Source organism: Paraburkholderia denitrificans (assembly GCF_042655705.1).
Classification (GTDB): Bacteria; Pseudomonadota; Gammaproteobacteria; order Burkholderiales; family Burkholderiaceae; genus Paraburkholderia; species Paraburkholderia denitrificans.
Genome location: NZ_JBHSMP010000013.1, coordinates 188,419 through 213,739, shown reverse-complemented (window position 1 = coordinate 213,739; position 25,321 = coordinate 188,419). Strand labels below are relative to the sequence as shown.

Annotated in this window: 23 protein-coding genes; 22 read left to right on the top strand and 1 reads right to left on the bottom strand. The window is 62.4% G+C overall.

Going from position 1 to position 25,321, the window contains the following annotated elements; all coding sequences use genetic code 11:
- Positions 1-4: 4 nt before the first annotated feature.
- Positions 5-892: a LysR family transcriptional regulator gene (locus tag ACFPTO_RS10415; protein WP_377711292.1), complete on the bottom strand. Its 888-nt coding sequence runs from the start codon at positions 890-892 to the stop codon at positions 5-7.
- Between the two features lie 170 nt (positions 893-1,062).
- On the opposite strand from ACFPTO_RS10415, the gene ACFPTO_RS10410 reads away from it, so the two are divergent.
- The 22 genes from ACFPTO_RS10410 to ACFPTO_RS10305 all read left to right on the top strand — a co-directional run bounded on the left by ACFPTO_RS10410 (position 1,063) and on the right by ACFPTO_RS10305 (position 25,275).
- Positions 1,063-2,586 carry a CoA-acylating methylmalonate-semialdehyde dehydrogenase gene (locus tag ACFPTO_RS10410; protein ID WP_377711290.1) on the top strand — a complete coding sequence of 508 codons (1,524 nt, stop codon included), beginning with the start codon at positions 1,063-1,065 and terminating at the stop codon, positions 2,584-2,586.
- A 126-nt stretch (positions 2,587-2,712) separates the two neighbouring features.
- Positions 2,713-4,425, top strand: a complete 1,713-nt coding sequence (locus ACFPTO_RS10405) for a GMC family oxidoreductase (RefSeq protein ID WP_377711288.1) — start codon at positions 2,713-2,715, stop codon at positions 4,423-4,425.
- Positions 4,426-4,608: 183 nt separating this feature from the next.
- Positions 4,609-5,388 carry an ABC transporter ATP-binding protein gene (locus tag ACFPTO_RS10400; protein ID WP_377711287.1) on the top strand — a complete coding sequence of 260 codons (780 nt, stop codon included), beginning with the start codon at positions 4,609-4,611 and terminating at the stop codon, positions 5,386-5,388.
- Positions 5,385-6,140, top strand: a complete 756-nt coding sequence (locus ACFPTO_RS10395) for an ABC transporter ATP-binding protein (RefSeq protein ID WP_377711285.1) — start codon at positions 5,385-5,387, stop codon at positions 6,138-6,140. The genes ACFPTO_RS10400 and ACFPTO_RS10395 overlap by 4 nt, the downstream gene beginning before the upstream one ends.
- A 146-nt stretch (positions 6,141-6,286) precedes the next feature.
- Positions 6,287-7,507 (top strand): ABC transporter substrate-binding protein, encoded by a 1,221-nt coding sequence (locus ACFPTO_RS10390; RefSeq protein ID WP_465262954.1) that lies wholly within the window; start codon positions 6,287-6,289, stop codon positions 7,505-7,507.
- Between the two features lie 89 nt (positions 7,508-7,596).
- On the top strand, positions 7,597-8,481 hold the full coding sequence (locus tag ACFPTO_RS10385) for a branched-chain amino acid ABC transporter permease (RefSeq protein WP_377711283.1): 885 nt from the start codon (positions 7,597-7,599) through the stop codon (positions 8,479-8,481).
- Positions 8,481-9,452, top strand: a complete 972-nt coding sequence (locus ACFPTO_RS10380) for a branched-chain amino acid ABC transporter permease (RefSeq protein ID WP_377711282.1) — start codon at positions 8,481-8,483, stop codon at positions 9,450-9,452. Before ACFPTO_RS10385 ends, ACFPTO_RS10380 begins: the two co-directional genes overlap by 1 nt.
- Before the next feature lie 1,199 nt (positions 9,453-10,651).
- Positions 10,652-10,813: a hypothetical protein gene (locus ACFPTO_RS10375; RefSeq protein WP_377711281.1), complete on the top strand. Its 162-nt coding sequence runs from the start codon at positions 10,652-10,654 to the stop codon at positions 10,811-10,813.
- A gap of 870 nt (positions 10,814-11,683) precedes the next feature.
- Positions 11,684-13,642 (top strand): tRNA uridine-5-carboxymethylaminomethyl(34) synthesis enzyme MnmG, encoded by a 1,959-nt coding sequence (gene mnmG, locus ACFPTO_RS10370; RefSeq protein WP_377711279.1) that lies wholly within the window; start codon positions 11,684-11,686, stop codon positions 13,640-13,642.
- A complete protein-coding gene (gene rsmG / locus ACFPTO_RS10365; protein ID WP_377711278.1) occupies positions 13,639-14,334 on the top strand; it encodes a 16S rRNA (guanine(527)-N(7))-methyltransferase RsmG in 696 nt (231 codons plus the stop codon). Before mnmG ends, rsmG begins: the two co-directional genes overlap by 4 nt.
- Positions 14,335-14,442: 108 nt before the next feature.
- Positions 14,443-15,213 carry a ParA family protein gene (locus ACFPTO_RS10360; protein ID WP_377711277.1) on the top strand — a complete coding sequence of 257 codons (771 nt, stop codon included), beginning with the start codon at positions 14,443-14,445 and terminating at the stop codon, positions 15,211-15,213.
- 35 nt (positions 15,214-15,248) lie between these two features.
- A complete protein-coding gene (locus tag ACFPTO_RS10355) occupies positions 15,249-16,136 on the top strand; it encodes a ParB/RepB/Spo0J family partition protein (RefSeq protein WP_377711276.1) in 888 nt (295 codons plus the stop codon).
- 34 nt (positions 16,137-16,170) lie between these two features.
- Positions 16,171-17,310, top strand: coding sequence for an SLC13 family permease (locus ACFPTO_RS10350; RefSeq protein ID WP_377711275.1), 1,140 nt, complete (start codon positions 16,171-16,173; stop codon positions 17,308-17,310).
- Positions 17,311-17,626: 316 nt separating this feature from the next.
- A complete protein-coding gene (locus ACFPTO_RS10345) occupies positions 17,627-18,202 on the top strand; it encodes an ATP synthase subunit I (RefSeq protein ID WP_377711273.1) in 576 nt (191 codons plus the stop codon).
- A 172-nt stretch (positions 18,203-18,374) separates the two neighbouring features.
- Positions 18,375-19,226, top strand: coding sequence for a F0F1 ATP synthase subunit A (gene atpB / locus ACFPTO_RS10340; RefSeq protein ID WP_377711272.1), 852 nt, complete (start codon positions 18,375-18,377; stop codon positions 19,224-19,226).
- A gap of 69 nt (positions 19,227-19,295) precedes the next feature.
- Positions 19,296-19,565, top strand: a complete 270-nt coding sequence (atpE, locus tag ACFPTO_RS10335; protein ID WP_028203308.1) for a F0F1 ATP synthase subunit C — start codon at positions 19,296-19,298, stop codon at positions 19,563-19,565.
- 141 nt (positions 19,566-19,706) lie between these two features.
- Entirely contained in the window at positions 19,707-20,177 is a 471-nt protein-coding gene (locus ACFPTO_RS10330) for a F0F1 ATP synthase subunit B (RefSeq protein WP_293046351.1), read from the top strand.
- A gap of 2 nt (positions 20,178-20,179) precedes the next feature.
- Entirely contained in the window at positions 20,180-20,719 is a 540-nt protein-coding gene (locus tag ACFPTO_RS10325) for a F0F1 ATP synthase subunit delta (RefSeq protein ID WP_296662757.1), read from the top strand.
- 54 nt (positions 20,720-20,773) lie between these two features.
- On the top strand, positions 20,774-22,315 hold the full coding sequence (gene atpA / locus ACFPTO_RS10320; protein WP_377711271.1) for a F0F1 ATP synthase subunit alpha: 1,542 nt from the start codon (positions 20,774-20,776) through the stop codon (positions 22,313-22,315).
- Positions 22,316-22,404: 89 nt separating this feature from the next.
- Entirely contained in the window at positions 22,405-23,286 is an 882-nt protein-coding gene (gene atpG, locus ACFPTO_RS10315; protein ID WP_377711270.1) for a F0F1 ATP synthase subunit gamma, read from the top strand.
- An 89-nt stretch (positions 23,287-23,375) separates the two neighbouring features.
- Positions 23,376-24,770, top strand: coding sequence for a F0F1 ATP synthase subunit beta (atpD, locus tag ACFPTO_RS10310; RefSeq protein ID WP_296662749.1), 1,395 nt, complete (start codon positions 23,376-23,378; stop codon positions 24,768-24,770).
- 79 nt (positions 24,771-24,849) lie between these two features.
- Positions 24,850-25,275, top strand: coding sequence for a F0F1 ATP synthase subunit epsilon (locus ACFPTO_RS10305; RefSeq protein WP_377711268.1), 426 nt, complete (start codon positions 24,850-24,852; stop codon positions 25,273-25,275).
- Positions 25,276-25,321 lie beyond the last annotated feature (46 nt).

Below are 25,321 nucleotides of genomic sequence, written 5' to 3'. Positions count from 1 at the left end.
AGGCTCATATCGCCCACTGCGTTTCGATGGCCTTGAGCGCCGCGGCGATGGCGGGCTCGTTGCGTCGCGACGCGAGCGTGATGAAGGTGAGTTCGGTGGGCACCGTCACGCCTTCGACGATGGTCAGCGCGTGCGCATGCGCCTCCGCAATGGCGATGGAATCGCGCGCGAGTGTGAGCCCGACGCCCGATTTCACGAGGTCGAGCATCGACGGCTCCTGATCGACTTCCGCGACTTTCACGGGTTTTGCGTCGACCGCCTCGAAAAGACCCGTGAGCAGACGATTGTGCGCGGATGCGGGCGGCGTCCAGATCCACGGCAAGGCGGCGAGTGCGCGCCAGTCGCGTGCGCCTTTTACGCGGTCTTTCCAGCCCGCGGGCGCGAGCACGCGGTACTGGAAGCGCGTAAGCGTGATGGCGTGGAAGGTTTCGGCGTCCGGCCCGGGCTGGCCGATGTAGTAGCCGACATCGAGTTCGCGTGAGCGCACCTGGTCGAGCACCCAGCCCGACATGCCGTGGCGCAGCGCGGTTTCGATCTGCGGCCAGGTTTCGACGAGTTGCCGAAGAAACCCGCCGAGGCGCAGAAATGCCGGGTCGAGGATCGTGCCGATGCGCAGCTTGCCGCGCACTTCGTGACGCAGTGCAGCAGCGGCGCGCTGGACGTCGCCCGCGGCGGCGAGCGCGCGCTCGGCGTGCGGCAGCAGCGCCTGGCCGTCGCGCGTGAGCGCGAGGCCGTGGGCGGTGCGCGTGAAGAGCGTCACGCCGAGCGCTTCCTGCAAGTGCTTGATCTGCAGGCTCACGGCCGGCTGGGTCAGATGCAGGTGCGTGGCCGCGCGCGTGAGGTTGCCCTCGCGTGCGACCGTGACGAACGCGCGAAGCAAGGTCAGGTCCATCGCCTGATATTAACGCGCCTTATATCGCTGTTGAGCATTAATCATTGGATCGCGGCGCGCATTGCCGATTAGGCTTCTGACTATCCAGACGGTGAGGCGTGTGGTCGCATGCCGGCTGCGCGCGAACACCACACATAACACCGCAGATTCTTCCAACAAACGAGGCATCCATGGGCGAGACACATCTGAACGAAACCGGCGTTCGCACGCTGACGCATTTCATCGGCGGCAAGCCGCTCGACACCAAAAGCGAGCGTTATGCCGACGTTTTCAATCCCGCGCTGGGCAAAGTGAGCGCACGTGTGCCGCTCGCGAGCGTGGCCGACGTGAACGCGGCCGTTGCCGCAGCCCACGCCGCATTCCCGGCGTGGAGCGAGATGGCGCCCATCAAGCGCGCGCGCATCCTGTTCAAGTTCAAGGACCTCCTCGACCAGTACCACGACGAACTCGCCGAACTGATCACGCGCGAGCACGGCAAGGTGTTCTCGGATGCGAAGGGCGAAGTCATGCGCGGCATCGAGGTCGTCGAATTCGCGTGCGGCATTCCGAACCTGCTGAAGACCGACTTCACCGACCAGATCGGCGGCGGCATCGACAACTGGAACCTGCGCCAGCCGCTGGGCGTCGTGGCTGGCGTCACGCCGTTCAACTTCCCGATGATGGTGCCGTGCTGGATGTTCCCGGTCGCGCTCGCATGCGGCAACACGTTCGTGCTGAAGCCTTCGGAGCGCGATCCCTCGGCGTCGCTTCGCCTCGCCGAACTGCTCAAGGAAGCGGGCTTGCCCGATGGCGTGTTCAACGTCGTCCACGGCGACAAAGTGGCCGTGGATGCGTTGCTTGCGCACCCGGATGTCGCGGCGCTTTCGTTCGTCGGCTCCACGCCGATCGCCGAGTACATCTATACGGAAGGTGCAAAGCACGGCAAGCGCGTGCAGGCGCTGGGCGGCGCGAAGAATCACCTTGTCGTGATGCCCGACGCCAATCTCGACCAGGCCGTCGACGCGCTGATCGGCGCGGCCTATGGTTCGGCGGGCGAGCGCTGCATGGCGATTTCGGTGGCGGTGGCCGTGGGCCACGTCGCCGACGAACTGATCGAGCGTCTGACGCCGCGCGTGAAGGCGCTCAAGATCGGCAACGGCATGGACGGCGCTTCGGAGATGGGGCCGCTCGTGACGGCTGCGCACCGCGAGAAAGTGAAGGGCTATATCGATGCGGGCGTGAAGGCGGGAGCGAAGCTCGTGGTCGATGGCCGCGCGCATGCGCCCGAAGGTCAGGACGACGGTTTCTTCCTCGGCGGCACGCTGTTCGACAACGTGAAGACCGACATGACGATCTACAAGGAAGAGATTTTCGGTCCTGTGCTCGCGGTGGTGCGCGTGCCCGACTTCGCGAGCGCCGTCGAACTCATCAACGCGCATGAGTTCGCCAATGGCGTTGCGCTCTTCACCTCGGATGGCGGCATCGCGCGCGCGTTCTCGCGGCAGATCAAGGTCGGCATGGTGGGGATCAACGTGCCGATTCCGGTGCCGATGGCGTGGCATTCGTTCGGCGGCTGGAAGCGCTCGCTGTTCGGCGACCATCATGCTTACGGCGAGGAAGGCGTGCGTTTTTACACGCGCTACAAGAGCATCATGCAGCGCTGGCCGGACAGCATCGCCAAGGGCGCGGAATTCACGATGCCGGTCGCGAAGTAGGTGCGCGCGCAACGCATGCGGTGAACAGGCGGCGGCGCGTACCGCCGCCTGCAAAAATACAATCGGCATGAAACGCAGCGGGTCCGCACGGCGGCCCGCCTGCGTCGGACCGGATGGGAGACAAAAATGCCAGCAACGAGCGAAGCATCTCGCGCATCGTCGTCCTCGCGTCGCCTCGAAGGCGAATTCGATTATGTAATCGTCGGCGCCGGCACCGCGGGTTGCGTGCTCGCCAACCGTCTGAGCGCCGATCCCAACATCTCCGTGCTGCTGCTCGAAGCGGGCGGCAAGGACGACTATCGCTGGATTCACATTCCGGTCGGCTATCTCTACTGCATCGGCAATCCGCGCACCGACTGGCTCTACAAAACCGTTGCCGAAGCGGGCCTGAACGGGCGCGCACTGTCCTATCCGCGCGGGCGCGTGCTGGGCGGATCGTCGTCGATCAACGGCATGATCTACATGCGCGGCCAGCGTGAGGATTACGACGCATGGGCGCGCGCATCCGGCGATGCAGGTTGGTCGTGGGAATCCGTGCTGCCGGTGTTTCGCAAGAGCGAGGACTATCACGGCGGCGCGAGCGAATTTCACGGCGCGGGCGGCGAATGGCGCGTCGAGAAACAGCGGCTCAAGTGGAAGATTCTTGAATCGTTCGCGCAGGCGGCGCAGGAGCAGGGCATCGCCGCCACCGACGATTTCAATCGCGGCGACAACAGCGGCGTTGGCTATTTCGACGTGAACCAGAAACGCGGCGTGCGGTGGAACGCGTCGAAGGCGTTTTTGCGCGCGGCGATGAAGCGGCCAAACATTACGGTTGTAACGGGCGCGCTCACCGAGCGCGTGATTTTCGAAGGACGCAGATGCGTTGGCGTCGAATATCGCGGCGGCGATGTCGATTACGTCGCGCGCTCGCGCGGCGAAGTGATCCTGAGTGCGGGCGCGGTGAATTCGCCGCAATTGCTCGAACTCTCCGGCATCGGCGATATGCGGCGGCTCGTGCCGCTCGGCATCGGCGTCGTGCAGGATCTGCCTGGCGTGGGCGAGAATCTGCAGGATCATTTGCAACTGCGCATGGCGTATCGCGTAGACGGTGTGCGCACGCTCAACACGGCGTCGGCGCACTGGTGGGGCAAGCTGAAAATCGGCCTGCAATATGCGCTGTTTCAGAGCGGGCCGATGTCGATGTCGCCGTCGCAGCTCGGTGCGTTCGCCAGGTCCGATCCCGATGATCCCGCGCTCACGCGCCCCGACCTCGAATATCACGTGCAGCCGCTTTCGCTCGACCGTTTCGGCGAGCCGCTGCACCGTTTCAATGCCTTCACGGCGTCGGTCTGCAATTTGCGGCCCACGTCGCGCGGCAGCATCCACATCGTTTCCGCCGATCCGTCTACAGCGCCCGCCATCGCGCCGAATTACCTTTCTACCGACTACGACCGGCACGTCGCCGCCAATGCGTTGCGTCTCACGCGCCGCATTGCGGCGTCGCCCGCGCTCGCGCGCTACAAGCCGCGGGAAATTTTGCCGGGCGTGGCGTTCCAGACCGAAGAACAACTGGTCGAAGCGGCGGGTAATGTCGGCACGACGATCTTTCATCCGGTGGGCACCTGCCGCATGGGCCGCGCCGACGACGCCGACGCTGTCGTCGATTCGCGCCTGCGCGTACGCGGCGTGACGGGCCTGCGCGTGGCCGATGCGTCGGTCATGCCGTTCATCACCTCGGGCAACACGAATTCGCCGACGCTGATGATTGCCGAGCGTGCGGCGGCCATGCTGCTCGCCGATCGTCACGAGGGCACGAACGCACGCGCCGATTCCGCCGCGCATATGACGGAAGTGTGAACGCGGTCGTGTAAAGACGGACGCGTGAAACGGACGCGAAGGGCATTGAACGCGATGCGGGATGAAGCGTTTGCCCCATAAGTGCAAATCCCAATGATTGCGGTGCATCATTGGCGCGACAATGCGCGGGAGCGGGCGGAGCGCACACAGCGCGCCGCGCCTTTACTACGCGTGGAAGGGGACATGATTCTCAGCGACACGATTCTGGAGACGCGCGGGCTGACCAAGCAGTTCAAGGGCTTTACGGCCGTGAACGGCGTGAATCTGCGCGTGTGCCGCGGCACGATCCACGCGCTGATCGGACCCAACGGCGCAGGCAAGACCACCTGCTTTAATCTGCTCACCAAATTTCTTGAGCCGAGCGCGGGGCGCATCGTATTCAACGGCGTCGACATCACGCATGAGCGGCCCGCGCAGATTGCGCGGCGCGGCATTATCCGGTCGTTTCAGATTTCCGCGGTGTTTCCGCACCTCACGGCGCTGCAGAACGTGCGCATCGGCTTGCAGCGCTCGCTTGGCACCGCTTATCACTTCTGGAAAAGCGAGCGCTCGCTCGCCGAACTCGACGACCGCGCAATGGATCTGCTCACGGAGGTCGGCCTGACCGACTTCGCCGCTGTGCCGACCGTCGAACTCGCCTACGGCCGCAAGCGCGCGCTCGAAATCGCCACGACGCTCGCGATGGAGCCCGAACTGATGCTGCTCGACGAGCCCACGCAGGGCATGGGCCACGAAGACGTGGACCGCGTGACGGCGCTCATCAAGAAGGTTGCGAGCGGACGCACGATCCTGATGGTCGAGCACAACATGAACGTGATTGCGGGCATCTCCGACACGATCACCGTCCTGCAACGCGGCGAAGTGCTCGCGGAAGGCAGCTACGCCGAAGTGTCGAAGAATCCGCTCGTGGCCGAAGCCTATATGGGCAGTGCGGACGCAACCCTCGTCGGAGCCCACGCATGAGTACGGTGACGGAAAACGAACACGTCGACGCCGCCGCCGTGGAGGGCGAGCCCGCACTTGCGATCTCGGGGCTGCAAACCTGGTACGGCGAATCGCACATCCTGCACGGCGTGGATCTCTCCGTGGCGCGCGGCGAAGTCGTCACGCTGCTCGGACGCAATGGGGCCGGGCGCACGACCACGCTGCGCGCGATCATGGGCCTCACGGGGCGCCGTACGGGGTCGATCCGCATTGGCGGGCGCGAGACGATCCATATGCCCACCTATCGCATCGCGCATTGCGGCGTCGGTTATTGCCCGGAGGAGCGCGGCATTTTCTCGAGCCTCTCGTGCGAGGAGAACCTGCTGCTGCCGCCGCTCGTGAACGCGGGGTCGAAGGGCATGTCGCTCGACGAGATCTACTCGATGTTTCCGAATCTCGCGGAGCGCCGTTACAGCCAGGGCACGCGCCTTTCCGGCGGCGAGCAGCAGATGCTGGCCGTTGCGCGCATCCTGCGCACGGGTGCGAACCTGCTGCTGCTTGACGAAATCTCCGAAGGCCTCGCACCCGTGATCGTGCAGACGCTCGCGCGCATGATCGTCACGCTCAAGGCGCGCGGCTACACGGTCGTCATGGTCGAACAGAACTTTCGCTTCGCCGCGCCGCTGGCCGACCGGTTCTACGTGATGGAGCACGGTCATATCGTCGAGCACTTCGGCGTCGCCGAGCTCGAGGGCAAGATGCCCGTGCTGCACGATCTGCTAGGCGTCTAGCGTTCCGGGGTTCGGATTGCGCGCGGCGCGAGGTGCCGCACGCGAGACGTCCTGCCGTGATTTGCTGCCTTGATGTATCGATTCGCTGTTTCGATTCGTTTGTCGCTTCGATAACTATGACTATGCAACCAAAGAAGGAGACTGCAATGAGGAAAACGACGTTCGCGCGGCTTGCGGGCCTCTTCGCCGCCGCTGCGGCATCGATGACGCTTGGCGCAGGCAACGCACAGGCTGCTGGCGATACGGTGAAGATCGGCTTCATCACCGACATGTCGGGACTCTATGCGGACGACGACGGCCCGGGGGGGCTCACGGCGATCAAGATGGCGATTGCTGACTTCGGCGGCAAGGTGCTCGGCAAACCGATTGACCTCGTGTACGCGGACCACCAGAACAAGGCGGACATTGCAGCGTCGAAGGCGCGCGAGTGGATCGACCGTGACGGCATCACCTTGCTGTTCGGCGGTACGAACTCGGCGGCGGCGCTCGCGATGAACGACGTCGCGAAAGAGAAAAAGAAGGTGGTGTACGTCAACACCGGCGCGGGCACGGACGATCTCACGAACAAGCAGTGCACGCCGTACACGATTCACTACGGTTACGACACGGTCGCGCTCGCAAAGGGCACCGGCCTTGCGGTGGTCAAGCAGGGCGGCAAGTCCTGGTTCTTCCTGACCGCCGACTACGCGTTCGGCAAGTCGCTCGAAAAGAATACGGCCGACGTCGTCAAGGAGAACGGCGGCCAGGTGGTCGGCGAGGTACGCCATCCGCTTTCGGCATCGGACTTTTCGTCGTTCCTGCTGCAGGCGCAGTCGTCGAAGGCGCAGATTCTCGGCCTCGCTAACGCGGGCGGCGACACGGTCAACGCGATCAAGGCCGCGAAGGAATTCGGCATCGACAAGACGATGAAGACCGCCGCGCTGCTGATGTTCCTGCCTGACGTGAAGAGCCTCGGGCTCGACACGACGCAGGGCCTCGTGCTGACGACCGGATGGTACTGGGACCAGAACGATGCGTCGCGCAAGTGGGCGCAGCGTTATTACGAACAGACGAAGAAGATGCCGTCTGAGCTTCAGGCCGCCGACTATTCGTTTACTACGAACTACCTGAAGGCGGTGCAGGCGGCCGGTACGACCGACCCGGACAAGGTCATGGCGAAGCTGAAGAGCACCAAGATCAACGACTTCTATACGCAGGGCGGCTATATCCGCCAGGACGGCGTGCTGATTCACGACATGTATCTCGCGCAGGTCAAGAAGCCGTCGGAGTCGAAGAGTCCGTGGGATCTCTACAAGATCGTCGCGACGATCCCGGGCGATCAGGCCTATACGTTGAAGAAGGACAGCACCTGCGCGCTCTGGAAGTAAGCGCATCGGCGATCTGGCATGACGCCGCGCGGCGCCTGTGGTGCGCCGAGCGGCGTCATGAGTGAGCACAACCGTTAATGGCGGCTTTCATGACGATCTTTGGCATTCCGCTGCCGGCAATGCTGAGCCAGTTGTTGCTCGGGCTCGTGAACGGGTCGTTCTACGCGATCCTGAGTCTCGGCCTCGCAGTGATCTTCGGCATGCTCAACGTGATCAACTTCGCCCATGGCGCGTTGTTCATGCTGGGCGCGATGCTCACGTGGATGGGCCTTGCGTATTTCAATCTGCCGTACTGGGTGATGCTCGTGCTTGCGCCGCTGGTGGTGGGCGCGTTCGGCATCGTGCTCGAGCGTACGATGCTGCGCTGGCTTTACCGGCTCGATCATCTGTACGGACTCCTGCTTACATTCGGCATCACGCTTGTCGTGGAAGGCGTGTTCCGCGCGATCTACGGCTCGTCCGGCCAACCGTACGACGTGCCGGAACTGCTCTCTGGCGCAACCAATCTCGGCTTCATGTATTTGCCGAACTATCGCGCCTGGGTGGTCGTCGCTTCGCTTGCCGTGTGCTTCGCGACGTGGTTCATCATCGAGAAGACGCGGCTTGGCGCCTATTTGCGCGCGGGCACGGAAAACCCGAAGCTCGTCGAGGCGTTCGGCATCAACGTGCCGCTCTTGATCACGCTCACCTACGGCTTTGGCGTGGCGCTCGCGGCATTCGCCGGCGTGCTGGCCGCGCCGGTGATTCAGGTGTCGCCGCTCATGGGCCAGCCGATGATCATCACCGTGTTCGCCGTGGTCGTGATCGGCGGCATGGGATCGATCATGGGGTCTATTCTCACTGGCCTGCTGCTCGGCGTGATCGAGGGCTTCACGCGCGTGTTCTGGCCCGAGGCGTCGGCAACGGTGGTGTTCGTGATCATGGCGATCGTCCTGCTGATTCGCCCGGCAGGCCTCTTCGGCAAGGAACGGTGATGCAAAGAAAAGCGCTTTATGGACTGCTGCTGATCGGCCTGATCGCCGCGCCGTTTGTGGGTGCGTATCCGCTCTTCGTGATGAAGGTGCTGTGTTTCGCGCTGTTCGCCGCGGCGTTCAATCTGTTGATCGGCTATACGGGATTGCTCTCGTTCGGTCACGCGATGTTCCTCGCGACCGCGGGCTATCTAACCGGCTATACGATGCAGTCGCTGAACTTCACGCCCGAGCTTGGCGTGCTGGCCGGCACGGCGGCGGCAACGCTGATCGGCGTCGTGACCGGCTTGTTCGCGATCCGGCGGCAGGGCATCTACTTCTCGATGGTGACGCTCGCACTCGCGCAGATGGTTTATTTCATCTACTTGCAGGCGCCGTTCACGCATGGCGAGGACGGCTTGCAGGGCGTGCCGCGGGGCAATCTGTTCGGGGTGCTGCCGCTCGGGTCGGATCTCGTGCTCTATTACGTCGTGCTTGTCGTGATGGTGCTCGCGTTCCTGCTGATCGTGCGCATCGTGCATTCGCCGTTCGGGCAGGTGCTGGGCGCAATCAAGGAGAACGAGCCGCGCGCGATTTCACTCGGCTACGACACCGAACGCTTCAAGCTGCTCGCCTTCGTCCTCTCGGCGGGGCTTGCGGGACTCGCCGGTTCGCTCAAGGTGCTCGTGCTCGGCTTCGAGACGCTCGGCGACGCATACTGGACGCTGTCCGGTCTCGTGATCCTGATGACGCTTGTCGGCGGCATGGGGACGGTTTTCGGGCCCATCGTCGGCGCGGCGCTGATCGTTTCGCTCGAGGACCGGCTGGGCGATATCGGCACGGCGCTGGCGTCCGTTACGGGCGTCGGCTGGTTCAACTCGCTTGGCGAGTCGGCGACGATCGTTACGGGCCTTATTTTCATCGCGTGCGTGCTGGCGTTCCGGCGCGGCATCGTCGGCGAGATTGTTGCGCGTGCAAGAGTCTTGCGAGCGTGAGTTGGCGCGCTCGCCTGGTTGTGCGTGCGGGTTGCGCTGCGTTTGTGCCGCGTTTAAGTTGTGATATGCCGGTGTTTTCGTCGCGTGGGTGATCGAGAGCGGGGCGCGCCAGGTCGGTGCCGCGCTGGATCACTAGGGTAAATGCTAGTTGCCGCGCAAGGGGCTGACGATTAAAGTTTGGGCTAGTTCGATGCACCTAATTTGCAGGTGGAGGACGAGGAGACAACTGAGGCACAAAGTGCCCGGAAAAGGAAGCGCTGTTGGACGGGAGTCCAACAGCGCTTTTCATTTTAGCCGCCGGTTTTTCTGCCGTGTAGCTTTCCTCTGCTTTTTTCCCTTGTTTTTCCTTGTCGCGCGTCGCGTTTCTCTTGCGCGCAAATACATTCCTCTCTTTGGCGTGAAAGTCAGCGTGTGGCGCAGTTGAAGCCCGCTGTCTGCACGGCTGTTATCCGGTGGGATGCGCTTGCAGGTGCAACAGCCGTTTCGCTCGATTCATCTTTCTTCGCCGATCAAATTGTCTGGTTAATGTGCTGAGCGAATTCGGCATGCTGAATTCGCTTGCGAGGGTCGGCGTGGTCGCTGACTGGAATCACTTCGTGTAATCGGCCCGGGCTGTATGTGCGCTGCGGCTTTGTTGTTGTAGCACGCGATTCTTGCGGTGCTGGCAATGGGGCAGTGGGGCGCAGAGGTGTTGCGCTTGCGAACGTGGATGATCTGCGCGCCTCGTGCGGATCATCACGAACATGGCGGCCACCGATTACAACGTTATCGACGACCGTCCGTACGGACGGTTCAGCGTCATGCGGGGTAGCGCACTCAAGCTGTTCTTGTCGCAGGCCGTATCCGGTACGCAGTACGTCGTCGCCGATCCTGTGGCTCCGTTTTTTCGACAGGTGTAGCGCTGCCACTTTTTCGTCGTCACCCGGTTTCTGGACGCGGTGTGCATGGAAGGATCGATCGCCGCGATTCTCACTCAGGACGGCGTCACGATAGAGATAGGATCTGCGCGTTGCTCTCGCTGGCGTTTTCCGTCCTACGGGCGATCTTCATTTCGAAAGGCGTGTTCGTCTCGTAAGATGCACGCGCCGCGTTTCCGTCGCAGATATACCTGATCTGGGTCGGCGTGCCGTTTGCGGCGTTTTTATTCTTGGCTCACTTAATAAGGGCACAGTGTGTGCGACTTGCATGCCGAGACTGCGATGCCGTTCGGCCGGAATCGCGGCTTCGGATATCTGCTCATCGTGGTGGCGAGCGGTATCGCGCACGTGTCGGGCGCAGGGCTCGACGAAACGGAATCTCGCTGCGATAGCGGAGAGGAGCAACTGGCCACGTCGCTGTGCACGCTGAAGGCCGCAGCATGAGCGCGCGGGTAGTCGAACATGATATGGGCCTTAGGACGGATGGTGCGCAGCGGCTGGTTACGGTGGAATGCGGTGTGTGGATCGCAGGTGAATTGCAGAGGGCATTCAAGCGAAACCTGCCGCGCGGAAAGCGTTCCTGGTCGGAGTGAAACAATGGGGATCGTATGGTGCCCCGGACGTTTCGAGCGTCGCGATTCGCAGCAGCAGGTTTGAGGTGCTTGATCGCGTGGCGAGGAAGGTAGAGGCGGAGCAGATTGTGTTAGTGGATCGTGCGGCACCAGTGAGTTGACGGTGCGCGACGCGATCATGCGAGCGCATCGCGCAACCTGGTGATGCGTGGTGCGCTCCCCGTCGAGCAAGGTGACATCGGTTGCGTATCGGTACTAGCGGGCGGGAAAGTGCCGCTTTCTTGATTGGTGCGATGACAAGCGGCAGACAAGATTTCCGGCGGCGAGCGACAAATGCTCATCGTGAAAATGATTTCACATATCGTCGGCGCGATACGTTAGAAGCGGGGGGCGGCCGCTCATCGAGCAGAACAAGTGCACCGTGCGGCAGATTCCAGGTCATGGCTACGTGCGGGAAACCGGCGCCCCGACGCCAGATAATCACACCGACGAGTTGGCACAGAATCCACGAACGACCGAAGCCTGTCTCAATCGGATGGAGAAATCCGGCCGAAGAACCCCATTCGCGTGCTCTATATGTTGTTCACGAAGCAACGTGTTTCACGTGAAACAGCCAGTTTTTTCGCTCACGCATGGAACAAAATTCGGGCGGGAACGGACCAAATCTCGAAACCGCTATAATTCGCGCATCCCACACTTTTCTGAGAAGGCTCACGCGGTTCGCCGTGCGTGAGTTCCGGCCATGCTTTATCCCACAGAGTTTGACGTAATCGTTGTCGGCGGCGGTCACGCCGGTACCGAGGCCGCGCTTGCTGCCGCCCGTATGGGCGTCAAGACGCTTCTGCTCACGCACAACATCGAAACGCTCGGTCAGATGAGCTGCAATCCGTCCATCGGCGGTATCGGCAAAGGTCATCTGGTTAAGGAAGTCGATGCCCTCGGTGGCGCCATGGCGGCTGCCACGGACGAGGGCGGCATCCAGTTCCGCATCCTCAATTCCTCAAAGGGGCCGGCAGTGCGGGCAACCCGCGCTCAAGCCGACCGTATTCTGTACAAAGCCGCGATCCGCCGCCGCCTGGAAAACCAGTCGAATCTCTGGCTGTTCCAGCAGGCCGTCGAAGATCTGATGGTCGAAGGCGACCGCGTGGTGGGTGCGGTGACGCAAGTCGGCATTCGTTTCCGCAGTCGCGCGGTCGTGCTGACGGCGGGAACATTCCTCGACGGCAAGATCCACGTTGGCCTGAACAACTACACGGGCGGGCGAGCCGGCGATCCGGCGGCAGTGACGCTCTCCGCACGCCTGAAGGAACTGAAGCTTCCCCAAGGGCGCCTGAAGACCGGTACTCCGCCGCGTATCGATGGCCGCACCATCGATTTCTCGGTGCTTGAAGAGCAGCCGGGCGATCTGGATCCGGTGCCGGTGTTTTCGTTCCTTGGCCGCGCCGAGCAGCATCCGCGCCAGATTCCGTGCTGGGTTACGCATACGAATTCACGTACGCACGACATCATCCGTGGCGGCCTTGACCGCTCACCGATGTATACGGGCGTGATCGAAGGCGTGGGTCCGCGTTACTGCCCGTCGATCGAGGACAAGATTCACCGCTTCGCTTCGAAGGAATCGCACCAGATTTTCCTTGAGCCGGAAGGGCTGACGACCAACGAGTTCTACCCGAACGGGATCTCGACGAGCCTGCCGTTCGACGTCCAGCTGGAGCTTGTTCACTCGATGCGCGGCCTGGAGCACGCGCATATCCTGCGTCCGGGCTATGCCATCGAGTACGACTATTTCGACCCACGCGGTTTGAAGTCGTCGCTGGAGACGAAGTCGATCAACGGCCTGTTCTTTGCGGGCCAGATTAATGGAACGACCGGCTACGAAGAAGCTGCCGCACAGGGTTTGCTGGCCGGGATTAACGCTGGCCTGCAAGTGCAGGGCAGGGACGCATGGTGCCCGCGGCGTGATGAAGCGTATCTGGGCGTGCTGGTCGATGATCTGGTGACGCGCGGCGTGTCCGAGCCGTACCGTATGTTCACGAGCCGCGCCGAATACCGCCTGAGTCTGCGAGAAGACAACGCGGACATGCGCTTGACCGAGATCGGCCGCGAACTGGGTGTTGTCGACGACGCCCGCTGGGATGCGTTCTGCCGCAAGCGCGACGCTGTTTCACGTGAAACAGAGCGCCTGAAGTCGACCTGGGTGAATCCAAAGACGCTTTCTGCCGATGAAGCAACCGCACTGCTCGGCAAGCCGATCGACCGCGAATACAACCTTGCTGATCTGCTGCGCCGTCCGGGCGTCAGCTACGACGGTGTGTGTGGTTTGCGCGAGGGTACGTGCGGCCCCGACGCTCCGCTGGCCGACGACGAAATCCTGCTTGCGCAGATCAAGGAGCAGATCGAGATCGGCATCAAATATCAGGGCTACATCGACCGCCAGGCTGACGAGATCGAGCGTAACGGCGCGCATGAGAATACGCGGTTGCCGGAGGGCATCGATTACGCCGAGGTGCGTGGTCTGTCGTTCGAGGCTCGTCAGAAGCTCACTCAGCATCGCCCGGAAACCATCGGGCAGGCGTCGCGTATTTCGGGCATCACGCCCGCTGCGATTTCGCTGCTGATGGTTCACCTGAAGCGCGGCCTCGGCCGTCGGCGCCAGGATCCCGCCGATTCCGGCACCGACAACACGCCGGTGGCCCAATGACGGGGCGCGCACGGCAACCCGGCATCGCGGATCACGCGGCCCTGGCGCAAATGCTGGAAGAGGGCGCGCAGGCGCTCGGCGTCGAACTCAGCGATCGGCAGCGCGCGCAACTGCTCGATTACGTCGCGCTGCTCGCGAAGTGGAACGCGGTCTACAACCTGACCGCGATCCGCGATCCGCGACAGATGATGATCCAGCACATCCTCGATTCCCTCTCGATCCTGCCGCATCTTCCGGTGCGCGACGGCCTGGCTGTGCTGGACGTCGGCTCCGGTGGCGGGCTGCCCGGCATCGTGCTCGCCATTGCCCGGCCCAACTGGCAGGTGACGCTCAACGACATCGTGCACAAGAAGAGTGCGTTCCAGTCTCAGGCGAAGGCCGAACTGGGTCTCGCGAACCTTTCGGTGGTGACGGGGCGCGTCGAGTCGCTGCGCCCGGGGGGCGAAATCCCAAAAAAATTCGATTTGATCGTCTCGCGGGCATTCGCGGAACTCGTCGATTTCGTTACACTGGCCCGGCATCTGGTCGCTGACGGCGGCGCAATCTGGGCGATGAAGGGTGTGCGCCCGGAAGGCGAGATCGAGCGATTGCCGGACGGTGCGCAGGTGCTTCAGACCATCCGGCTCGCGGTGCCGATGCTCGATGCCGAGCGGCACCTGATCGAAGTGTCGGTCGAGCCGGCAGCAGCATGATTCTCCGCCTGCGCCGTGTGTCAATCGAACCAACGGCCAGGTCGACGCGCGGTATACGCGTGATAACGTAAGCAAACTCTTTACGGCAGCAAAAGGGACACCCCAAAGATGGCAAAAATCTTCTGCGTTGCGAACCAGAAGGGCGGCGTCGGCAAGACGACGACAACGGTCAATCTCGCCGCGAGCCTCGCATCGCAGGGACAGCGTGTCCTTCTCATCGATCTCGACCCGCAGGGCAACGCCACGATGGGCAGCGGCATCGACAAGGCCGCATGCGAGAACACCGTCTATGAAGTGCTGGTGGACGGCGTGACCGTGCCGGACGCGCGCACGCGTCCCGAGGCGCTGGGCTACGACGTGCTTCCCGCGAACCGGGAACTGGCCGGTGCGGAGGTGGAGCTGGTTTCGGTGGCGCAACGCGAGCGTCGTTTAAAAAACGCACTCGCCGAAGTCGACGCCGACTACGATTTCGTGCTGATCGATTGCCCGCCCGCACTGTCGCTGCTGACGCTCAACGGCCTGTGCGCCGCGCACGGCGTCGTGATTCCGATGCAGTGCGAGTACTTCGCCCTCGAAGGGCTCTCCGATCTGGTCAACACGATCAAGCAGGTTCACGCGAACATGAATCGCGACCTGAAGGTGCTCGGCTTGCTGCGCGTGATGTTCGACCCGCGCATTACGCTTCAGCAGCAGGTATCGGATCAGCTGAAAGAGCATTTCGGCGACAAGGTTTTCGACGCGGTGATTCCGCGTAACGTGCGCCTCGCAGAGGCGCCCAGCTACGGACTACCGGGCGTGGTGTTCGATCGCGCATCACGCGGCGCGCAGGCGTACGTGCAGTTTGGCGCCGAAATGATCGAACGGGTGCGCGCACTCTGATGCTCGCCGCGTCCACTGGAGACTAAGGAATCACGATGAACGCAGTAGCACGGAAAAAAGGGCTGGGCCGCGGGCTGGAAGCACTGCTTGGCGGTAGTGCCGACATTACCGAAGCGGTGAAGATCGACAGCGCGCCGAACACGCTGCCGCTCGCGAAGATGCAGGCGGGCAAGTACCAGCCGCGTACGCGCATGGACGAGGGCGCGCTGCAGGAACTGGCCGCGAGCATCCGTGCACAGGGGCTCATGCAGCCGATCCTCGTTCGGCCGATCGACACGGACCGCTACGAGATCATCGCGGGCGAGCGGCGGTTCCGTGCGGCGCACCTCGCAGGACTGATCGAGGTGCCGGTTCTGGTGAAGGACGTGCCCGACCAGGCCGCCGCCGCCATGGCGCTGATCGAGAACATCCAGCGCGAGGATCTCAATCCGCTCGAAGAGGCGCAGGGCATTCAGCGCTTGCTCGACGAATTCCATTTCACGCACGAGCAGGCCGCGGAATCGGTTGGCCGCTCGCGCAGTGCGGTGTCGAACCTGCTGCGTCTTCTGAATCTCGCCGCTCCCGTGCAAACCATGCTGCTCGCCGGCGACCTCGATATGGGCCATGCGCGTGCGCTGCTGGCCGTCGATGCCGCCACGCAGATCCAGCTGGCCAATCAGGTGGTCAACAAGGGCATGTCGGTGCGCGAGACCGAGCGGCTGGTGTCGGCGACGACGAAGGCCGCGCCGACGGTGAAGGCGAAGGTGGCGCACGATGGCGGCCGCGACACACGGCGTCTCGAAGAAGAACTTTCCGATCTGCTGGCCGCGACGGTCAAGATCAAGTTGGGGCGTCGCGGGCGGGGGCAGTTGAGCGTCGATTTCGGCGATCTCGACGCGCTCGACGGCATTCTCCTGCGCCTGCGCGGCGAAACGGCTGCCTGACGCGGCGTTGCCGCGCGCGCAGCCCAACTTTTCCATGCAGCAGATTCAAGCAGCCACGCAGGCCCGCCTGCGCACGTTCCTCGGATTCGTGGCCGGCGAGCCGGTGCTGGCCATCCTCGTCGCCGCACTCGTATTGCTTCAAACCTTCGCGCCGCGGGCATGGACCTCGCTGCCCGCGCTCGTCGACTGGCAGACCGTAATGACGCTCGCGGGCCTGCTGATTCTGACGAAAGCGATCGAATACTCAGGACTGCTGACGTGGCTCGCGCATCGCCTCGTGCACCACATTCATTCGGAGCGCTCGCTTGCGCTGTTGCTGATTGCGCTGGCCGCCGTGCTCTCGATGTTCGTGACGAACGATGTGGCACTTTTCGTCGTCGTGCCGTTGATGCTGTCGCTGCAGAAGTTGACACCGCTACCGCTCAAGCGGCTCGTGATTGTGGTTGCGCTGGCCGTCAACGCGGGATCGGTGCTGACGCCGCTCGGCAATCCACAGAACCTGTTTCTCTGGCAACTAAGCGGGGTTGCGTTTGGCCGCTTCGTCGCGGAGCTTGCGCCGCTTTGCGCGCTGTTGATGACGATGCTGGTCGTGCTGGCCATCTGCCTTTTCAAGCCGCACCCGCTCGATCTCTCAACCGATACGGATCCCCATCCGGTCGACCGCGCGCTCGCGCTGGTCGCCGCGCTGCTCTTCGTGGCGTTCGTATTGCTCGCGGATGCACATCGTGCGGGAATCGCGCTCGCGGGCGTGGCGGCAGGTTTCTTGATCTGGCGCACGCGCATCGTACTGAAGATCGACTGGCTGCTGCTGCTGATTTTCGTGCTGATGTTTATTGTCTTGCGCAGCGCGGCCGCATTACCCTGGATTCACGACCTGATGGGTGGATTATCGCTACAGACGCCCTTGCGGTCGTATGTCGCAGGGGCGGTGCTTTCACAGATCATCAGCAACGTCCCGGCAGCGATCGTGCTTGCGGGCTTCACCCATGACTGGCGGGCGGTTGCGTTCGGCGTGAGCGTCGGCGGCTTTGGCGTGGCGATCGGCTCGCTCGCAAATCTGATTGCCGTGCGTCTTTCTAATGAGCGGGGCTTATGGCTGCCGTTCCATATCATATCGTTGCCATTCTGGCTAATAGCCGTTCTCCTCGGCGCGCTGCCTTTGCATTTCCTCTGATCTCGCCCGCATACGCACGCTTATACCCGCTGATATCGGCCTGGCGGGCGGAATATCCACGCCGTTTTTGTCCCTGTACAAGGGTACTTTCCACTCCTTACAGATGCGTCCGCAGCCTTGTTCAAGAGCCTCTTTTTCGTATCGTGAAGCCCCATTTCACGGGCGTTTCCGAACATCGTAAAGTCTTGAATTGCCTGCAACTATCGCTTACAATCGCCCGGATTTATTTGGTTGGCGACCTCTAAGTGCGTTGTATCAGCGCGTACGTAGGCGTGAATGTCGCGAATATCCAGGATAACTGCGCGGAATAACTGCGATGGTGGATCAGAGACCAGGCGAAGCGCCCAAGGCGCATGAAGGGTCCGATGAACCGCAACGCGGGGTCGGACCTTCCGGCAGCGAACAGGGTGTGTCCCGGCTCACTGCCATGCACGAAGATCACAACGCGTTGTGGGACGCCGATCAGCAGCAGGATAACAACGACATCGTTCCGCTTACCCGGGTCGAAGCCGAGAAGCTCTTTGGTCCGCAGGTTAGCCGCCCATCGCGCGTCACGCCGTTTCGTGTCGTGGCAGCGCAAATGGTTTTGTCCCTGGTCGCAACGCTGGCGTGGTGGCTGTTCTACAAGCCGCCGGGCGCAGCTGCGTTGTCTGCGTTCCTGGGAGGAGCGATCTGCTGGTTGCCCGGTGCGCTGTTCGCTGCGCGCCTGAAGCATCTCGGCGGCGTCGGCACCGTGATGAACTGGATGCTCGGTGAAGCATTCAAGATGGGGGCGACGATTGCGATGTTCGTTGCTATCGCGGTCTGGTATCACGAAGTGCGGTGGATTCCGCTGCTCGTGACTTACCTGATCGCACTCAAGACTTACTGGATCGCGCTTGCATGGCGCTGACCTGTCGCTGTCGTTACAACTGCGCCGCACTGCGGGCGCCGGTTAAACGAAGCGGCAAGTGAACAGCTGACGTGCGGGTTCGATGTGATCCGCGGCGGCGCATTCCCGCAATAAGGCACGGCGGCGGGAATGGCCGGAAACGATTTTCGACAATTTGGGTGTCTTTAACGATATGGCAGCTAGCGAAGGAACGCGCGCTCTGGATCCGTCCGAGTACATTGCGCACCACTTGCAGAACTTTTCCACCTCGCATCAGACGTCGATCGTCGATTTTCACATCCTGAATATCGACACGCTGTTCTGGTCGATTCTCTGCGGTCTCGCGACCATCTTCCTGCTGCGCCTCGCCGCACGCAAGGCAACGTCGGGCGTTCCGGGCCGCTTCCAGTGCGCCATCGAGATGCTGGTCGAAATGGTCGAAGACCAGTCGAAGGCCATCGTCCACGGCAACCGTGCCTTCATCGCACCGCTCGCGCTGACCGTGTTCGTCTGGGTCGCGCTGATGAACTCGCTCGACTTCATCCCCGTCGACCTCCCGACCCGCGTGATCGGCTGGCTCGGTCTCTCGGAAGTGCTCCCGCACCAGCGCATCGTCCCGACCGCCGATCTTAACGGCACGTTCGGCATCGCGCTCGGCGTGTTCGCACTGATGATCTATTACAACTTCAAGATCAAGGGCGCAGGCGGCTTCGTGCACGAGCTGCTCTCCGCTCCGTTCGGCGCGCATCCGCTGCTGTGGATCCCGAACCTTGCACTCAACATCATCGAGTTCGTCGCAAAGACGGTTTCGCTCGCCCTGCGGTTGTTCGGCAACATGTATGCAGGCGAACTGCTGTTCCTGCTGATCGCCCTGCTGGGCAGTCTGTGGAGCTTCGGCGCGGACACGACGGTGCTTGGCTTCATCGGCCATGTGATTGCCGGCAGCGTGTGGGCGGTCTTCCACATCCTGATCGTTCTGCTGCAGGCGTTCATTTTCATGATGCTGACGCTGGTGTACATCGGCCAGGCACACGACTCCCACTAAGGCGGGTTGTCGGACTCAAGAATTGCAGTTTTAAATCCCAGTTCCAGAAAATCTCATAAAGGAGTGATCATGCAAGCTTTCATCGCCAACATCCAGGGTTTCACGGCCATCGGTATCGGCATCATCATTGGCCTGGGTGCTATTGGCGCCTGTATCGGTATCGGCCTGATGGGTGGCAAGTACATCGAAGCCTGCGCGCGTCAGCCTGAGCTGATGAACCCGCTGCAAACGAAGATGTTCCTGCTGGCCGGTCTGATCGACGCGGCGTTCCTGATTGGCGTGGGTGTTGCAATGCTGTTCGCGTTCGCTAACCCGCTGCTCTCGAAGCTCGCGGGCTAAGTTCCCTGGAAGGTTGCGCCTGACCTATAACCATAGAGCGGGCGCATAGCGGAACGGGTGACGAGGCGCTGATCGAGTTTCACAACCGATGAGCGCCTTGCCGTTTCAATTCCCCGGAATAGCAACGATTAAGGAAACACCGTGAATCTCAACGCAACCCTGTTTGCGCAAATGGTCGTGTTCCTGATCCTCGCGTGGTTCACGATGAAGTTCGTGTGGCCGCCGTTGATCAACGCCCTCGACGAGCGCTCGAAGAAGATCGCCGACGGCCTCGCAGCCGCCGAAAAGGGCAAGACGGAACTCGAAGCTGCGCACAAGCGCGTAGGTGAAGAACTGGCGCAGGCCCGCAATGAGGGTCAGCACCGTATCGCCGACGCCGAAAAGCGCGCGCAGACCGTCGCTGAAGAAATCAAGGCTCAGGCCCACGCGGAAGCGGCGCGCATCGTCGCCCAGGCAAAAGCCGACGCTGACCAGCAAGTCGTCAAGGCGCGCGAAGCACTGCGCGCACAAGTCGCCGCACTCGCTGTCCAGGGCGCCGAGCAGATCCTGAAGCGCGAAGTCGATCAGTCGGCCCACGCCGAACTGCTGAATCAACTGAAAGCCGAGCTCTGATCATGGCCGAACTTGCAACCATCGCCCGCCCGTACGCAGAAGCGCTGTTTGGCGTGGCCGAAGCTGGTGACGTCGCCGCCTGGTCCACGCTCGTCGCGGAGCTGGCGCAGGTTGCGGCCTTGCCCGACGTGCTGTCGATCGCCTCGAGCCCGAAAGTGAGCCACGCACAGGTCGTCGACCTGCTGCTGTCGGCGGTGCAGTCGCCGCTGAAGAGCAGCGCCGAGGCCAAAAACCTCGTGCAGATGCTGGTCGCGAACCGTCGCCTCGAACTGCTGCCGGAAGTCGCCGAGCAATTCGAAGCGCTCAAGAACGCAAAAGAAGGCGCAGCCGATGCGCTGATCGTCAGCGCGTTCCCGCTTGAAGGCGCCCAGTTGAACGACCTCGTCGCCAGCCTCGAACACAAGTTCAAACGCAAGCTGAAGCCCACCGTCGAAGTCGACAATACGTTGATCGGCGGCGTGCGCGTCACGGTCGGCGACGAAGTGCTCGATACCTCGGTCCGCGCGCGGCTCGCCAGCATGCAGGTGGCTTTGACCGCTTGAGCGCCTTCGGCGCTGCGGCTGGCACGCAACAGAATTGAACATCAGGAGCGAATAATGCAACTCAATCCCTCTGAGATCAGCGAGCTGATCAAGAGCCGGATCCAGGGCCTTGAAGCGAGCGCAGACGTTCGCAACCAGGGCACCGTGATCTCCGTGACCGACGGTATCGTGCGTATCCACGGCCTGTCGGACGTGATGCAGGGCGAAATGCTCGAATTCCCGGGCAACACCTTCGGCCTCGCGCTGAACCTCGAGCGCGACTCGGTCGGCGCGGTGATTCTGGGTGAATACGAGCACATCTCGGAAGGCGACATCGTCAAGACGACGGGCCGCATTCTCGAAGTTCCGGTCGGCCCGGAACTGGTCGGCCGCGTGGTCGACGCGCTCGGCAACCCGATCGACGGCAAGGGCCCGATCAACGCCAAGCTGACGGACGCAATCGAAAAGATCGCCCCCGGCGTGATCTGGCGTAAGTCGGTGTCGCAGCCGGTGCAAACCGGTCTGAAGTCGATCGACTCGATGGTGCCGATCGGCCGCGGCCAGCGCGAGCTGATCATCGGCGACCGTCAGTGCGGCAAGACCGCGGTGGCCGTCGACGCGATCATCAACCAGAAGGGCAAGGATCTCATCTGTATCTACGTCGCGATCGGCCAGAAGGCTTCGTCGATCCAGAACGTGGTGCGCAAGCTCGAAGAAACGGGCGCGATGGAGTACACCATCGTCGTCGCCGCCTCGGCTTCGGAATCGGCCGCCATGCAGTACCTGGCACCGTACGCCGGCTGCACGATGGGCGAATACTTCCGCGATCGCGGCCAGGACGCGCTGATCATTTATGACGACTTGACCAAGCAAGCCTGGGCCTATCGTCAGATCTCGCTGCTGCTGCGCCGTCCGCCGGGCCGCGAAGCGTATCCGGGCGACGTGTTCTATCTGCACTCGCGTCTGCTCGAGCGTGCTGCTCGCGTCTCGGAAGAGTACGTCGAGAAGTTCACGAACGGCGCAGTGAAGGGCAAGAGCGGTTCGCTGACGGCACTGCCGGTCATCGAAACGCAAGCGGGCGACGTGACGGCATTCGTGCCGACGAACGTGATCTCGATTACCGACGGCCAGATCTTCCTGGAAACCGACCTCTTCAACGCGGGTATCCGCCCGGCTATTAACGCCGGCGTGTCGGTGTCGCGTGTGGGTGGCGCGGCACAGACCAAGATCGTGAAGAAGCTGTCGGGCGGCATCCGTACCGACCTCGCACAGTACCGTGAACTGGCGGCGTTCGCACAGTTCGCATCGGACCTCGACGAAGCGACCCGCAAGCAGCTCGAGCGCGGCCGCCGCGTGACCGAACTGCTCAAGCAGCCGCAATATCAGCCGCTGCAGGTGTGGGAACTGGCTGTTTCGCTCTTCGCAGCGAACAACGGTTACCTCGACGACCTCGACGTGAAGGACGTTCTGTCGTTCGAGAAGGGTCTGCGCGAATACCTGAAGACGAGCCATGCGGACCTCGTGAAGCGTATCGAGGACACCAAGGACCTGTCGAAGGACGACGAGAACGCGCTTCACGCGGCTCTGAAGGACTTCAAGAAGTCCGGCGCATATTGATCCGTCCGGGAATCATCCAACGATAAACGGACATTGAAGCGAAGCGGGTTGCAGTGAAATCCGCCTCGCTTCGATCAAGGGAGCAAGCAATGGCTGGAATGAAGGAAATTCGCGGCAAGATCAAGAGCGTGCAAAACACGCGCAAGATCACCAAGGCGATGGAAATGGTCGCGGCATCGAAGATGCGCCGCGCCCAGGAGCGCATGCGCTCGGCCCGCCCGTATGCCGACAAGGTCCGCGACATCGCTGCGCACATGAGCCGTGCGAACCCCGAGTATCGTCATCCGTTCATGACGGAAAACGTCGATGCGAAGGTGGCCGGCCTGATTCTCGTCACGACCGACAAGGGTCTGTGCGGCGGCATGAACACCAACGTGCTGCGCGCGACGCTGCAGAAGTTCAAGGACCTCGAAGCCGCCGGCAAGACGGTCGAAGCGACCGCAATCGGCAGCAAGGGTCTCGGCTTCCTGAACCGTCTGCGTGCGAAGGTTGTCTCGAACGTCGTGCAGCTCGGCGACACGCCGCATCTCGAAAAGCTGATCGGCGCGGTGAAGGTGCAGCTCGACCAGTACTCGGAAGGCAAGATTTCCGCCGTGTACCTCGCGTACACGCGCTTCATCAATACGATGAAGCAGGAGCCGGTGATCGAGCAACTGCTGCCGCTGTCGAACGAGCGCCTCGAGGGCAATGACGACGGCACGACGCCGAAGTCCGCGTGGGATTACATCTACGAGCCGGATGCGCAGACCGTCGTGGACGAACTGCTGGTCCGCTATGTCGAAGCGCTGGTCTATCAGGCCGTCGCCGAGAACATGGCTTCGGAGCAGTCGGCACGGATGGTCGCGATGAAGGCGGCGTCGGACAACGCGAAGACGGTCATCAACGAACTGCAGCTCTCGTACAACAAGAGCCGCCAGGCCGCGATTACGAAGGAACTTTCGGAAATCGTCGGCGGTGCAGCAGCGGTCTGACCGGGCGCAGGGTGCAAGCGCCGAACGCGAAACCGCGCCGCCGTGCATCGGTGGGCGAGTGAAGAATTCAGGTATCTAAAGGAAAATCGATGAGTACAACTGCTTTGGTAGAAGGCAAGATCGTACAGTGCATCGGCGCGGTGATCGACGTGGAATTCCCGCGTGAGACCATGCCGAAGATCTACGATGCGCTGATCCTCGAAGGGTCGGAGCTGACGCTCGAAGTGCAGCAGCAGCTGGGCGACGGCGTCGTGCGCACGATCTGTCTGGGTGCGTCGGACGGTCTGCGTCGCGGCCTGATGGTCCAGAACACGGGCAAGCCGATCAGCGTGCCGGTCGGCAAGCCGACCCTCGGCCGCATCATGGACGTGCTCGGCCGTCCGATCGACGAAGCCGGTCCGATCGTCAGCGAAACGAAGCGCTCGATCCACCAGAAGGCTCCGGCGTTCGACGAACTGTCGCCGTCGACGGAACTGCTCGAAACCGGCATCAAGGTTATCGACCTGATCTGCCCGTTCGCCAAGGGCGGCAAGGTGGGTCTGTTCGGTGGCGCCGGCGTCGGCAAGACCGTCAACATGATGGAGCTGATCAACAACATCGCGAAGGAGCACGGCGGTTTCTCCGTGTTCGCGGGCGTGGGCGAGCGTACCCGTGAGGGCAACGACTTCTACCACGAAATGAAGGACTCGAACGTGCTCGACAAGGTCGCGCTGGTGTACGGCCAGATGAACGAGCCGCCGGGCAACCGTCTGCGCGTCGCGCTGACCGGCCTGACGATGGCCGAGCACTTCCGTGACGAAGGCCTCGACGTGCTGTTCTTCGTCGACAACATCTACCGTTTCACGCTGGCCGGTACCGAAGTGTCCGCACTGCTCGGCCGTATGCCGTCGGCCGTGGGCTATCAGCCGACGCTGGCTGAAGAAATGGGCAAGCTGCAAGAGCGCATCACGTCGACCAAGACCGGCTCGATCACGTCGGTTCAGGCCGTGTACGTTCCTGCGGACGACTTGACCGACCCGTCGCCGGCTACGACCTTCGGCCACCTTGACGCAACCGTCGTTCTCTCGCGTGACATCGCCTCGCTGGGTATCTACCCGGCAGTCGACCCGCTCGACTCGACCTCGCGCCAGATCGACCCGAACGTGATCGGCGAAGAGCACTACACGATCACGCGTAGCGTTCAGCAAACGCTGCAGCGCTACAAGGAACTGCGCGACATTATCGCGATTCTGGGCATGGACGAACTGTCGCCGGAAGACAAGCTGAGCGTGGCTCGTGCGCGTAAGATCCAGCGTTTCCTGTCGCAGCCGTTCCACGTCGCGGAAGTCTTCACGGGCTCGCCGGGCAAGTACGTGCCGCTGAAGGAAACGATCCGTGGCTTCAAGATGATCGTCGACGGCGAGTGCGATCACCTGCCGGAGCAGGCGTTCTACATGGTCGGCTCGATCGACGAAGCCTTCGAAAAGGCCAAGAAGATCCAGTAAAGGTTGAGTCGCTGGCAAAGAGGCGCGGCGCTTCGTTTCGAAGCGCCGTGCCGCCGCAACGACACAGGAGTCGACACAAATGGCAGCAACCATCAAGGTAGACGTCGTCAGCGCCGAAGAGAACATCTTCGCGGGCCAGGCGAAGTTCGTCGCGCTTCCGGGCGAGGCGGGCGAGCTGGGCATCCTGCCGGGTCACACGCCGCTCATCACGCGGATTCGTCCGGGTGCCGTGCGCATCGTCGGTGAAGACGGCGACGAAGAGTTCGTGTTCGTGGCTGGCGGCATTCTCGAAGTACAGCCGGGCGCCGTGACGGTGCTCGCCGACACCGCGATTCGCGGCAAGGACCTCGACGAAGCGAAGGCCGCCGAAGCGCGCAAGCGCGCCGAAGAGGCGCTGCAGAACGCCGGTTCGAATATCGAGTACGCAACGGCGCAGGCGGAACTCGCCTACGCAGTCGCGCAGCTCGCGGCGATCCAGCGCCTGCGCAAGATGAACCAGCATTGATCTGGTGCGTATGCGGCGCTCGTGCGCCGCGGTACGCGAAGGGAAA